Source organism: Saccharopolyspora gloriosae (assembly GCF_022828475.1).
GTDB classification, from domain to species: domain Bacteria; phylum Actinomycetota; class Actinomycetes; order Mycobacteriales; family Pseudonocardiaceae; genus Saccharopolyspora_C; species Saccharopolyspora_C gloriosae_A.
In genome coordinates, this window is the sequence record NZ_CP059557.1 from 2,683,766 (window position 1) to 2,696,895 (window position 13,130).

Here is a 13,130-nt window from a genome sequence, read left to right on the forward strand (position 1 = left end):
GTCGCGGCAGTGGTGCGGCCGGTTCACACCGAGTCGATTTCGACGGGGAGGCGCCCTTCGCGGCGGAGGATGGAGAGAGCCAGCAGGACCTGCGGCCACACCGTGACATCGCTGAGGTCCAGGTGGGTCAGGGATTCCATCCGGCGCAGCCGGTTGAGCACCGTGTTCCGGTGGCAGTACAGGGATTTCGCCGCGCGCAGCGTCGAACCGAGCGACCTGATCCACACCGAGGTGGTGTGCAGCAGTTCCTCCCGCTCGGCCGCGGGCAGCGCCAGCACCGGCCCGAACGTCACCGCGACCATCCGGTCCGCGAGCTCCGGCGAACTCAGCGCCAACGCGTCCGGCAGGCAGTCGTCGAGCGCCACCGCGCCCGGCCGGTGCGGGGCAGCGTGGCCATCGCGAGCATCGCCATCCGGTATCCGGCGCCGACCTCCATCAGCGCGGTGAGGGTCTGCGAGACGCCGATGCGCGCCACGGCGTGTTCGCGCAGAGCGGCCGTGACCTGGGCGGTCCGGCCGTCGTCGACACCGATGATGCCGACCTGGCATCCGGTGCGCAGCCGCCACGCCGAGCGGAGTCCGCGCCGCCGCAACGCCTGGGTGAGGTCGCGCGGGGAGACCTGCTTCTCACCCGAGGTCTCCGCGACCGCTACGACGAAGCCGCGGCCCCGTCCGAGATCGAGCAGGTGTTCCGCTTCGGTGCGGACCTCGGCGGCCCGCCCGTCCAGCAGCGCGTCCAGGATCATGGTGGTCCGGAGCTCGACGCCGCCGAGCATCTCCTGCTCCGAAGTGTGATAGCTCAAGGCCATCTCGGTGGAGAACCGTTCCGTGACGCCCCACAGCTCACCGGCCGCGCTGACCAGCTGTTGCAGTTCTTCCGGGTGCTGCGCGCCGGTGCGGGCCGCCAAATCCGTCCACAGCACTTGACCGCCGAGCCGCCACGCGTGCAGCACCCACTCCAGCGGGCAGTGCTGCTGCGCCCGGCGCGAACCCGTGGCGCGGGCCGCCCGCAACAGATCCTGCTGGGATGGACCGGAACCCGCCAACGTGGTGAGGATGCTGTGGATGTTGTCCCGGCAGGACAACCACAGATCGTCCTTGGCGACCGGGCCGTCCGGGGTGTACACCTCGCCCCAGGTCTGCTCCACCAGGGCGTCGGCGAGTCCGGGAAGTCCGGTCAACGCGGTGTGCGCCGAACCGGCGAGCATCCGCTGTCCCACGCCGTCCCGTGGTGATCGTTCCGTGCTGGGTTCGTTGGCCATGAACCCGCTCCTTTGCGGCCCGCGTGTCAACCGTTCGGGGAAGGCTAGTTACCCGATCAAGGCAAGTCCACCACTCGCGCGAGCACCCGCTAGGCCGTCCGGATGCCCGGCAAGCGGCAATCCGCACAAGATCCGATCGAGATCGCTGGGCGATATGTCCTCGATCACAGCGGCCTCGCTGATCAGGATGAGTCACTGATCCCACCACCGATCAACGCCGATCGATCGACCGTCCCGCCGAGCAGGCCGGGGCGGTGAGAGGAACGTGATGGAACAGCGCCGTTCACTTCACCCCGAGGTCCCGGAATCCGCGCTCGCCGGAACCGAACCCGACTCGGCGGGAATGGGCCGCCGCCGATTCCTCGGCCTGCTGCTCGCGGCTCCTACCGTGGCCGCCGCCGCGCAGCTCGGCCAACTCGCCGATCCGGCCACCGCGCACGCCGCGTTACCGGAGCCCTCCGACATCTTCGACCTCAACGACCTGCTCACCGAGGCCGCGCTGCCGACATCGAACCTCGTCTCCGTGCAGGTGAACGCCGACGGCACCGCCTCGTTCGCGATGCCCAGGGTCGAGACCGGTCAAGGCATCACCACGATGGTCGCGATGATCATCGCGGAGGAGCTGGACCTGCCGGTCGAAAAGGTCGACGTCACCCTCGCCGACGCCCGACCGGAGCTGATGTTCAACCAGTTCACCGGCGGTTCCAACACGGCGATCGCCATCTACACCCCGGTCCGGGTCGCCGCCGCCATCGCGCGCGGACGGCTGCTGGAGGCCGCGTCCGCCGAGCTCGGCGAACCCGTCTCGTTGCTGCGCAGCAAACTCGGCGTGATCACGTCGGTCGCCGGTACCCAGCTGCCCTACGGGGAACTGGCGGAGAAGGCCGCCAGCAACGTCACCGAGCACGTCGAAGCGATCCTCAAACCGGAATCCGAATTCCGCGTCCTCGGCAAACCGCACAACCGCGTCGACGCCCGCGATGCGGTGACCGGTCGCAAGCAGTTCAGCATGGATCTCGACGTCCCGGACGCGCTGCCGACGATGGTGTGCCGCCCGCCGACCATCAAGGGAACCCCGGATTCCGTCGCGAACCTCGACGCCGTCCGGGCCATGCCGGGCGTCACCGACGTCGCCGTCATCTCCACCGGGGTCGCCGTGCGCGCCCGCACCTTCGGCCACTGCATCGACGCGGTGAACGCGCTGGACGTGGCCTGGGGGCCGGGAAGCGTCGACGGCGAATCCGACGAGACGGTCCTGGAGAAGATCAAGGCGGCCGAGATCCCGCTCGTGGTGCCGGACGTCGGCGAGACCGTGGAGGGCGAGTTCACCTTCCACTTCCGCAACAACGCCGCACTCGAACCGAACACCGCCGTCGCCGACGTGCGCGACGACGGCGTGGAGATCTGGTCCAGCCTGCAATCGCCCATCCTGTGCAAGCAAGAGGTCGCGGCGAAACTCGGCGTGCCGCAGGAACTCGTCACCGTGCACGTCCAGCAAGGCGGCGGCGCGTTCGGGCGGCGCATGTTCAACGACGTCGTCCTGGAGGCCGTCGAGATCTCCAAGGCCATCGGCAAGCGCGTCAAGCTCATGTGGCACCGCACCGACGAATGCCGCCAAGGCCGCACCCACCCGATGTGCACCTCCCGGATCCGCGCCAGCTACACCGGGGACAAAGTGCTCACCTTCGAGCAGCGCCACACCAGCGTCGCCACCGACTACACGATGGGCTTCGCCGAAGCGATCACCTCGCTGGCCGCGCGGCTGCCCCCGCTGGGGCTGGGCAACTTCGCCGGGTTCTCGCTGCCCGTGTTCGAGCTGACCGTGGGCGTGCCCTACAAGTTCGGCGTGACGACGCAGCTGCTCAACGAGATCTTCCAGTACGACACGTTCCCGACGGGCAGCAACCGCAACCTGTTCAACCCCGATGTGCGCACCGCGCAGGAACTCATCGTCGACCAGCTGGCGGCGAAGCTCGGCAAGGACCGCTACGAGTTCCGCCGCTCGTTCCTCGACGACGAACGGCTCATCGCGGTGCTGGACAAGGTCGCCGAAGTCGGGGAGTGGGGCCGCAGCACCGAACCCGGCATCGCGCAGGGCCTCGCGGTGCACAAGGAGTACAAGGGCGCGTCGGCGACGCTCGTGGAGATCGATTGCCGGCCGGAGACGGTGAACCGCAAGATCCGCGACGCCGTCACCGGGCCGCGCGTCACCAAGGTGGTGCTGGCCGTCGACACCGGGCTCGCGCTGAACCCGCGCGGCCTGGAAGCGCAGATGCAGGGCGGTATCTCCGACGGCATCGCGCAGGCGCTGACCTCCAGCCTGCACCTCAAGGACGGCACGTTCCTCGAAGGCAGCTGGGACGACTACTTCTACACCAGGCAGTGGAACGCCCCGCCGGAAGTGGAGATCATCGTCATGCCGCCGACGACCGGAAAGCCCGGCGGTGCCGGAGAATTCGCGGTGCCCTCGTCGATGGCGGCCACGGCCTGCGCCTACGGGGCCGCGACCGGGACGATGCCGACGAGCTTCCCGATCAACCACGGCACGCTGAGCTTCACCCCGAAGCCCACGGTGCCGCCGCTGCCGCCTTCCCCCACCAACGGCCTCAACTTCACTTACTGAGCGGTTCTTCTCGGATTGATCTGCGTTGGTGTCCGGGTAGCGGAACCTCAGTGGCTTCCTCGCTGCGGGATCCATTTCTCATGTAGCCCTCTACACAGCGAAATGGCCGTCCTTGCGAGGAAGCCACTGAGAAGCCGCCGGTGGTCCATCTGCTCAAGCTGGTCACTGCTCAGCGGCTCCGCCGGCGACAAGACAACTACCGAAGATCTTTCTTCAAGCCGACCCCGCTTCGCCCTGCCCGCTCCTGCGGCTGGGCAGGAATGTCATTCATGAGGAGCTTTCGACATGGGACAGCACACTTTTCGGCTCAATGGTGAGACCGTGACGGTGGACATCGAGGACGACGTGCGGCTGTTGTGGGTGCTGCGCGAGGTGCTCGGGTTCTACGGGCCGAAGTACGGGTGCGGCATCAACGTCTGCAAGGCGTGCACGTCGCACATCAACGGCAAGGCCTTCAACCCCTGTTCGGTGCGGGTCGGTGACATCACGCCGGAAGATGAGGTCACCACCATCGAAGGGCTGCCCGGCACCGTCGGCCAGGACCTGCACCCGATGCAGGAGGCGTGGCTCGAGGAGGACGTCGCCCAGTGCGGCTACTGCCAGCCCGGCCAGATCATGGCGGCCGTCGCGAAGGTCCGGCAGGTCACCGAGGAAGGCCGCGAGATCAGCGAGGCCGACCTCGACGAGATCCGCAACATCTGCCGCTGCGGCACGTACACCCGCATCCGCAAAGCCATCAAGTCCGGCGCCCAGAACATGTGACGCAACCAGGTGGACGTCGCCTTCGGCCGACCGGTCAAAGGAGCCGTTCACCTCAAGGAACCATCGAGGTGACCGCCTCCTTCGGCCGACCGGTCGAAGGAGGCATTGACCTTCGTGGTCGTTCGGAGTGAGGGGTCGCCGAGTGGGCGTTCGGCTGGGCGGGGTGCGCAGTCTCCAGGGGCTTCGGCTACGAATGGGAGTTGTGCGGCGCGAAGCGAACTCGGAACCCTCGGTGGGCGAAATATGGCGGTTGACCCGGCGGTTTCCCCGGTGCGGGCGGGGATTCTGGTTCGGGCTGGCGATCGACGTGCTGTGGCCGGTGCTGGTGCTCAGCTCCAAGCTGCGGATGCGGGGAGCGCTCCCCGAACGGGGTGGGGTGCTGGTGGCGTCGAACCACCTGTCCTTCGCCGACCCGATCACGGTGACCGCGTTCTGCCTCGCCTCCGGACGCGTCCCGCGCTACCTGGCGCGCAACGACCTGTGGCGGATTCCGCTGGTGGGCCGGGTGATGCGCTCCGGCGGCCACATCCCGGTGCACCGCGGCACCGCACGAGCCCAGGACGCCTACCGGGATGCGGTGCGGGCCGCCGAGGACGGCGAATGCGTGCTGTTCTTCCCCGAAGCCACCTTCTCCGACGATCCCGAGCACTGGCCGGCGCGCGGCAAGAACGGCATCGCGCGCGTCGCGCTGACCACCGGAGTTCCGGTGATCCCGCTGGCGAACTGGGGAACTCACCGCCTGCTCCCGCGCGGCGGCCTGCCGAGGCCGTTCCGGCGCACTCCGATCGACCTCGTCGCCGGACCCGCCGTGCCGCTCGACGACCTCATGGGCAAACCGCTCACCGCGGCGGTGCTGCGGGAGGCCACCGACCGCATCATGGCCGCGATCACCGCGCTGCTCGCCGACGCCCGCGCGGAGGAACCGCCGGCGGCGTGACCGCCGCACGGTGCGGGTGGTCAGGTCGAGGCGCGTTCCGTGCGGCGAAGCCGGCCGTCGTGGCCGGTATCGCCCTGCCCCGGAAGGGAAAGCACGCTGCCAGCGGTTCATCCGCGGATGGCAGAAGCCGATCACCGGGTTCGAGGGGCTTCAGCCGCCCGGCGGCAACTGCTCCCGGCCCTGCCGTGCGGCTGTGATCAGCACGGCAGTGCCGCAGGCGGCTGCCGCCACCGGTCGCCGTCCTTCTCCGCAGCCCGGCGGGAATGTGACCTGCGTTCGAGTGCCCCGGATGCAGTTGCACATTCCTGGCGAGAGCGTCCAGTCTGGCCGGGACCGACCCCGGCGAGAGGAACCGTTCGTGACCGACCGTGCGATCGAAGCCGTCCGCGACAACTGGACGGAGCGGGCCGCGGCCTACAACGACTTCTACGAGCGCTACGCGCAGGACAAGCGCGAGGCGTGGCGAGCGGTGTGCGACAAGGCGCTGCACGCGGCGTTCCCGGAGCGCACGGAGCCGCTGCGGGTGCTCGACGTGGGCACCGGCACGGGCTTCCTGAGCACGTTGCTCGCGGAACTCGGCCACGAGGTCACGGCCGTCGACCCGTCGCCCGCGATGCTGGGCTACGCGCGCGAGGAGGCCGAGCGTCGCGGCGTCGCGGTCCGGTTCGCCGAATGCGGCGGTCACGATGTGCGCGAGCTGGCCGAGTCGGGCGGCTTCGACCTGGTCAGCGCCCGCTACGTGCTGTGGACGCTGCCGGACCCCGTGCGGGCGCTGGAGGCGTGGCGGGACGTGCTGGCGCCGGGTGGCGCGCTGCTGCTCGCCGACGGGGTGTGGCACACCTGGCGGCACGACGCGCGCCGCGTGCTGGCCTCGTTGCGGCCCGGTGCGGATCACGGATATCTCGCGAAGATCCTGCGCGACTACAGGAAGATCGGGCGGGCCACCCCGAACTGGAGCGGGCTCACCGCGGCGAAGGCGGAGAATCTGCTGCGGTCCGCGGGATTCGACGCCGGTGAGCGGGTGGATCATTTGTTGCCGGAATATGCCCACCCGTCCAGCGCGGCGTTTCACCTGCGCACGAGTCGTCCCGAATGGAGCATTGATCTCGCGCCAGTGCGGGATTCGCCCACGTGTCGTACTGAGATCATCTCAGTTCTGCGCTGTCGAGGTGCGATCTCCTTGAATTCACCCGAATTCGCCGCGGAATCTTCTAGGCTCTGCGGCGATCTGGGTGGATTCAACTGGAGAGGGCGGCATGGCGGACGGGTCGACGGTCTTCTGGATCAGGGTGGCGGCGTCGGATGACCCGATACGCGAAGAGCGACTGGTGCGTTCGTTGCGCGACGAACTCCGCGACTCCCTGGGAGTGCGGGTCTCCCTCGCCACCGAACGCGAACCGCACGGCCACGGCTACAAGGGCGGGACCGCCACCGACCTGCTGCTGTGGGCATCGCTGGGAGCCGCAGGCTCGGCGAGCGCGTCGATGCTGCTGTCCTCGATCAGTTCCTGGTGCGCGCGCGAACGCTCCCGCCGGGTGGAGCTGACGCTCGGCGGCCGATCGATGTGCCTGGCGGGGCGCCCGGACGAATGCGCCGAGCTGGTGCGGTCGCTGCCGCGTGACCTGCGGGAGACGGCGTGACCCGGCCGCAGCGGCGGCGGGCGCTGCTGATCGGCACCGGGCACCACCACGACGAGCGCATCGAGGCGCTGCCCTCCAGCCGGGCCGACACCTGGGGGCTGCGGCAAGTGCTGGAGCACCGGCAGATCGGCGGGTTCCAGCCGACGCGGGTCGTGCACGACCTGACGGCGGACGACATGCGCGCGGAGATCGCCGGATTCCTCCACGACTGCGGCCCGGATGAGCTCGCGCTGCTCTACATCACCGGGCACGGGAGCGGCTCGTCGAGGCCGACGGCGAATACGTGTTCTTCGCGGCCGACACGAACCTCGACGACCTCGCGGGCACCGGGGTCCGCGCCGGATTCGTCAACGAGCAGCTGGAATCGTGCGCCGCGCCGCACAAGGTCGCGATCCTGGACTCCTGCGCCAGCGGCGGATTCGCGCTCGGTTTCGAGACGAACGCGCGGCCGCTCAAGAACGCCAGGGCCGCGCGGAAGCGGTCCTCGCCGCTGTCCAGCCGCGGGGTGTACGTGATCGGCTCCGCGCGTGCGCGCGAACCCGCCGTGGCGGGCGCGGACGGGGAGCCTTCGGCGTTCACCGGGCGGTTGGTGGAGGCATTGCGCACCGGCAAGGTAGGCCACGACGGCAGCGGAGTGGTCACCGTCGACGACCTCTTCGGCTACGTCAACCAGCGGATGCGGGAAGCCGGCGGGCAGGTGCCGGTGAGTTCGTCGATCGGCGTGGACGACCGCATCGTGCTGGCCCGCTGCCCGCAAGGAGCGGCGCCGGAGCTGGAACCGCTCACCGCGCAGCCGGCGAACACCGAAGGCCCGGCGCCGGCCACGGCGAAAGCCGTTCCGGGGCGGGAAGCGCTGCTCGACTACCACCGCCGCTGCCTGCTGGCCGCCGCCACGGAGACCGGGCTGATCCCGGTCCGCGCCGAAGGAGAGCAGTACGCGATGTTGCCCGGCCAGGAACGGTTCCTGTCCGGTGAGCTCGACGACGACGGCTGCGCCCCGGTACCACCGGAGGCCGTGAAGTTCCTGGCGGAAGCCGAACGGCAGGGCGGCGAACTGTGGGCGGGCTACCCGGCGGTCGTGCTGCACGGCAAGCGCCGCGGCACCGGCCCCGAGTTCGCGCCGCTGCTGGTGCGGCGGGTCGAGCTGGTCGACACCGAATCCGGCGGACGGCGGCTGCGCCCGTCGGGACCGGTGCTGCCGCACCCGGGCTTGGCGAAGAAGCGGCTCGGTGCCGAAGAGGCCGAGGTGCTGGCCGAGAGCTTCGAGCCGAACTGGCGCGGCGGACAGCGCCAGCGGATGGCCGGCGACGCGCTGGCCCTGCTGCGCGAAACCTACCGGTGGCAGAACAACGCGGAACTCGTGCCGGACTCGCTCGACGCGGCCTTGGACGAGCGGTCGCCGGGGGAGGGCGCGCGCAACGCGGCGGTGCTGTTGCTGGTGCCGCAGGGGAACAAGGCCGATGCCGGGGTGCTCAAGGACCTCGCGGCCATCGCGGAACAACCCGGCAGAATCCGGGAAACCGCGCTCGGCGCGCTGCTCGACGGCGACGCGGCCACGGTCGCGGCGCAGCCGACGGTGGTCGCGCCGTGGTCGTTGAACGATCGGCAGCGGGAGGCGTTGCTGGCGGCGATGACGCGGCGGCTCAGCACCGTGACCGGACCGCCGGGCACCGGCAAGAGCCAGCTCGTCGCGAACATCGTCGCCACCGCCATCGCCGACGGCCGGCGGGTGCTGGTGGCGTCCACGAACAACAAGGCCGTCGACGAGGTGTGGCGGCGCTGCGAACAGGTGCAGAAGGGCGCGCTGGTGCGCACCGGTTCCCGCCCGAACCGGGAGTACGAAGCGGAATCACTGCGGCTGCTCGCCGCCGACGGCTCGGACGAACCGGGGCGCGCGGCCGCCATCGCGGAACTCGCCGCCGCCGAACGGCTCGCCACCCGAGCCCGCCGAGACCTCCGGGCGATCGGCCGCATCGACGGCGAACTGCGAGCGGCCGGCGCCGCTCGGCACGCCGCGGCGGAGGCGCTCGGTCTCATCGAAGCGGAACTCGCGGAGCGGCTGGGACAGCGGCCGCTGAGGTGGGCGCGACGAGCGAACGCGGCCGCCACGGCATGGGTGTTCGCCGGTTGGCGGCGTTCCCGCGTCGTGCGTGCGATGGGCATCGAGCCGCACGACTGCGCCGACGCCGATCCCGCCGCGATCTGCGGCCGGGTGGCCGAATTCGCCGAGGCCGAACAGGTGTGGCGGGACCGGCGGGCGCAGCTGCACGACCGGCCCGACGACCGGCGGCTCGCCGAGTCGCTGCGCAAGGCCGCGGACTCGGCGAGTGAAGCGTCCACGACGGTGCTGCGCACGGCGGTGCGGGACACCGCCCGCGAAGGACGGCGCGCGATCCGCGCCCTGCTGGAACGGCAGGGCTCCTTCGACCGGCACGAGATGCAGTCCGTGCTGGAGCACGTGCGGGGCTGGGCGGTGACCTGCCGATCCGCGAACCGCTTCCCGCTGACACCGGGACTGTTCGACCTGGTGGTCATCGACGAGGCGAGCCAGTGCGGCGTCGCCCCGGTGCTGCCGCTGCTGTTCCGCGCGCGTCGGGCGGTGGTGATCGGCGACGTCATGCAGCTCAAGCACATCGCGAAACTCGATCCGGCCGCCGAAGCCGAAGTGCGCCGCGAACTCGGGGTGCGGGCGGAGTGGCTGGAACGCCGGTCGCTGACGTTCACCCGGCACTCCGCGTTCCACGCGGCCGAACGCGCCACCGGCGGCGCGCTGCTGCTCGACGAGCACTACCGCTGCCACCCGCGCATCGCGGACACGGCCGATCGGCTGTTCTACGACGGTGCCCTTACGGTGCTCACCGACATCCGCGGGAGACCCGCGATGGAACGACCGGCCGTCGAATGGGAGGACGTGCGGGGACACGCGTCCACCCCGGAATCCGGTGGCAGCTGGCAGAACGCGGCGGAGGCCGACGCGGTCGTGCGGATCGTGGCGATGCTGCGCCGCGCGCTGCCTGCGGACGCGACGATCGGGGTGGTGACGCCGTTCCGCCCGCAGCAGCGGCTGCTGGATCGGCGGCTCGCCGGGGACCCGCGGGTCACAGTGGACACCGTGCACGCGTTCCAAGGCGGCGAATGCGATGCGATCGTGTTCTCACCGGTGGCGGCTCCCGGCATCGAGGAGCATTCGGTGCGGTGGCTGGAAAAGCAGCGCAACCTGTGGAACGTGGCGATCACCCGAGCCCGTTCGCAACTGATCGTGGCCGGGCACGCCGACTTCTGGAGCGGCCGCGCCGGAGTCGGCGCCGAACTCCTCGCCGCGGCCCGTCGCGGGTCCGCCGCCCCGGACCCGGACGAGCATCAGCAACGTCTGTACGGGCTCGTGCCGGGTGCCTCGGTGCAGCTGAACCCGGTGCTCAACGGGCACCGCGTGGACGCTTCGGTCTCGCTCGGCGGTGCTCCGCTGTCGGTGCTGCTCGACCGCGGCCCCGCGGCCGACGCGGACCCCGGCGACCATCTGCACCGCATGCTGCGGCGACGGGACCTGCTCGATCCGGAACGCGGCGTGCGCTCCACGGTGCGCATGCCGGTGTGGCGCCTCTACGACCGCGCCGACACCGAAGACGTCCTCGACCTCCACCCGACGGCCCAACGCGCGGCGGTCAGCTGAGCAGTCTCCTTGGCCGGCTTGCGCGGGTGCCCGGGCAGCGCAACCTCGGCGGCTTCCGCACTGCGGGATGTCCGGTGCACGGCGAAATCGCCGTCCTCGTGAGCAAGCCGCTGCGAACCCGCCGGTGGCCGGCTGGTCACTGCTCAACGGCTTCGCCGCTGACAAGGCACGGACCCAGGGCCGTCACAGGAGGGTTTCTCAACGGGCCGGCGTCTGCGATCTGATGAACTTCAGCGCGATCTCACGGCCTTCGGCGAGTTGTTGGAGGCCTTCGGCGGCGGCCGCCCGCACCTCCTCGGGGCCGCCCCGCTCCGGCCCGAGCAGTGCGGTCACGGCCGCGGCCAGCACCCGCTCGGGATCCGTCCCGGCCGCCGCCGACACGGCGCGGGTCCGCTTCGCCGTGAACCCGGTGGTGAGCGCGTGCATCGCGAGGGCCTGCTCGTCGAGCGGCCATTCGGTGGTGGCGAGCCCGTGGCGCCGCCAGATCGGCAGCACCCGGTACATCATCGCGTCCGGCCCCAAGGCGTCGAGCAGTTCCGTCGCGCGAGGATCACCGGTCAGGACGCCGAGCAGTTCGTCGTCACCGTTGCGAAGCGCTTCCACGAAGGGACGTTCGGCCGCGGTCCGCAGCATGTCCGGGCACAGCCGGGAAGGCCGCGCCAGGTCGGGATCCGCCGTGACCGCCGCGGTGATGTCCTCGGAGAGGGTGATGAAGTCGCGGCTGACCAGGCCGAGCAGCAGGTCCTCCTTGGTCTTCCAGTAGAGGTAGACCGTGCCCTTGCCGACGTGGGCCTTCTTGGCGACCTCGGCGATGGTGACGCCTCTGCTGCCCCGGCCGCGCAGCAGCTCCCCGGCTGCGGTGAGGATGCGCGCGGCCTTGGGCGAGCCGTGTTCAGGCAGATCGGTCAACGATGTTCCTTCCTCGCGCACCGGAACCGCGCAGCGTGTCCAGCGCGGCACCGACGAGATCGGCGTCCTTGAGGGCGTTCGTCCCGGCCATGTCCGGCATGATCCGCTGCGCCAGGCGCATGCCGAGCCGGGTCTTGCTCAACTTCGGCACCAGCCGCCGCAGCCAGATCTCCAGCCGATCGTCCATCACGAAGATCTTGCGCTGTTCGTCGGCGCTGGCCTGATACCCCTCGATGGAAGGGCGCAGCGCGCGTTCCCACTCGCCGAGCGCGGTGTTCACGTCGTCAGGGTGCCGTTCGAGGGCGGCGGCGAGCACGTCGGCGGCCGCGAGTCCGGCGGAGGCGCCCATTCCTGCGTAGAGGGTGACGCACCAGGCGGAGTCTCCGACGAGCACGACGCGACCTCGATGCCACGTGTCCAGGCGGACCTGTTCCACCGAGTCGAACAGCACCCCGTCGGAGTTCTCCATCGTGGTGACGGCGTCTTCGAGCAGATCACCCAGCGGCTGCGGCCCGAATGCGGCCCGCACGCTCTCGGTGGGCGGCTTGGTGAACTCGGCGTCCACGTCGTCGGTGCGGTAGCTCAGCAGGATGGTCGGGGCGTGGTCGGAGAACGCGAATACCCACATCGAGCGGTCCGGTTCGAGCAGGGTGGCGCCCTGGCCCTCCTCCAGGCCCGGTGGCGTGCCGGGGTGCTGGAAGGCGGCGATCATGTAGTTGAGCCGTTTCAGGTGATCGGGGTGCGAGCCGAAGACGAGCGAGCGGACCGTGGAGCGCAGTCCGTCGGCGCCCACGACCAGGTCGAAGCGTTCCCGGACCGACGTGCCCGCCGCGGTGTCGAGCAGTGTCACGTCCACCCCGTCCTCGTCCTGCTCGATGGCGGTGGGCACGGTCAAGTAGCGGATCTCCACGTCAGGTGGGAGCTGGTCGAACACGGCGCGTTCGACGTCGCCGCGCAGCATCAGCCACGGCTTGCCGGGGATGTCGGTGAACGAGAGCCCGGAGCGTTGCCGGTTGTTCCGGTCGACGTCGAGGTGCTGCTTGGTCGCGGCGCGGTCGTGCAGTGCTCCGAGCAGGCCCAGGCGTTCGGCGGCGGCTTTGCCCGCGCCGAACAGGGCGACGAAGTAACCACCGGATCGTCGTTGCGGTGCTCGCTCGATGAGTACCGGATCCCAGCCCGACCTGCGCAGTCGTGCCGCGGTGGCGATCCCGCTGATGCCCATTCCGACGACGAGGACTCGGTTCGTGCGTGTCTCATCCATGGCTTCGACCATACTGACCAGAATGGCCAATTGGTCAGTCAGTGGCTTGTGTCATATCTGCCGGTGT

General features: G+C 70.2%; 10 protein-coding genes. 6 read left to right on the plus strand and 4 right to left on the minus strand.

Features of this window, described 5'->3' with window-relative positions:
• Positions 1-23: 23 nt before the first annotated feature.
• Positions 24-365, minus strand: a complete 342-nt coding sequence (locus H2Q94_RS11495) for a helix-turn-helix domain-containing protein (RefSeq protein WP_243794549.1) — start codon at positions 363-365, stop codon at positions 24-26.
• Complete coding sequence (locus H2Q94_RS11500; RefSeq protein ID WP_243794550.1) at positions 326-1,261, minus strand: RsbRD N-terminal domain-containing protein; 936 nt, start codon at positions 1,259-1,261, stop codon at positions 326-328. Before H2Q94_RS11500 ends, H2Q94_RS11495 begins: the two co-directional genes overlap by 40 nt.
• Before the next feature lie 268 nt (positions 1,262-1,529).
• Here H2Q94_RS11500 and H2Q94_RS11505 point away from each other — a divergent pair, with 268 nt between their 5' ends.
• The 6 genes from H2Q94_RS11505 (at position 1,530) to H2Q94_RS11530 (ending at position 10,893) form a co-directional block, all read left to right on the plus strand.
• A complete protein-coding gene (locus tag H2Q94_RS11505; protein ID WP_243794552.1) occupies positions 1,530-3,884 on the plus strand; it encodes a molybdopterin cofactor-binding domain-containing protein in 2,355 nt (784 codons plus the stop codon).
• 285 nt (positions 3,885-4,169) lie between these two features.
• Entirely contained in the window at positions 4,170-4,646 is a 477-nt protein-coding gene (locus H2Q94_RS11510; RefSeq protein ID WP_243794554.1) for a (2Fe-2S)-binding protein, read from the plus strand.
• 202 nt (positions 4,647-4,848) lie between these two features.
• Entirely contained in the window at positions 4,849-5,583 is a 735-nt protein-coding gene (locus H2Q94_RS11515; RefSeq protein ID WP_243794556.1) for a lysophospholipid acyltransferase family protein, read from the plus strand.
• 358 nt (positions 5,584-5,941) lie between these two features.
• On the plus strand, positions 5,942-6,889 hold the full coding sequence (locus H2Q94_RS11520) for a class I SAM-dependent methyltransferase (protein ID WP_243794558.1): 948 nt from the start codon (positions 5,942-5,944) through the stop codon (positions 6,887-6,889).
• A gap of 22 nt (positions 6,890-6,911) precedes the next feature.
• Positions 6,912-7,223: an effector-associated constant component EACC1 gene (locus tag H2Q94_RS11525; RefSeq protein WP_243794561.1), complete on the plus strand. Its 312-nt coding sequence runs from the start codon at positions 6,912-6,914 to the stop codon at positions 7,221-7,223.
• Positions 7,224-7,506: 283 nt separating this feature from the next.
• Positions 7,507-10,893, plus strand: coding sequence for an AAA domain-containing protein (locus tag H2Q94_RS11530; protein WP_243794563.1), 3,387 nt, complete (start codon positions 7,507-7,509; stop codon positions 10,891-10,893).
• 198 nt (positions 10,894-11,091) lie between these two features.
• Here H2Q94_RS11530 and H2Q94_RS11535 read toward each other — a convergent pair whose 3' ends face one another.
• The gene (locus tag H2Q94_RS11535; RefSeq protein WP_243794565.1) at positions 11,092-11,802 is read right to left on the minus strand and encodes a TetR/AcrR family transcriptional regulator; all 711 of its coding nucleotides are present in this window, start codon (positions 11,800-11,802) and stop codon (positions 11,092-11,094) included.
• A complete protein-coding gene (locus H2Q94_RS11540) occupies positions 11,786-13,063 on the minus strand; it encodes an FAD-dependent monooxygenase (RefSeq protein WP_243794567.1) in 1,278 nt (425 codons plus the stop codon). The genes H2Q94_RS11535 and H2Q94_RS11540 overlap by 17 nt, the downstream gene beginning before the upstream one ends.
• Between the last annotated feature and the right edge of the window lie 67 nt (positions 13,064-13,130).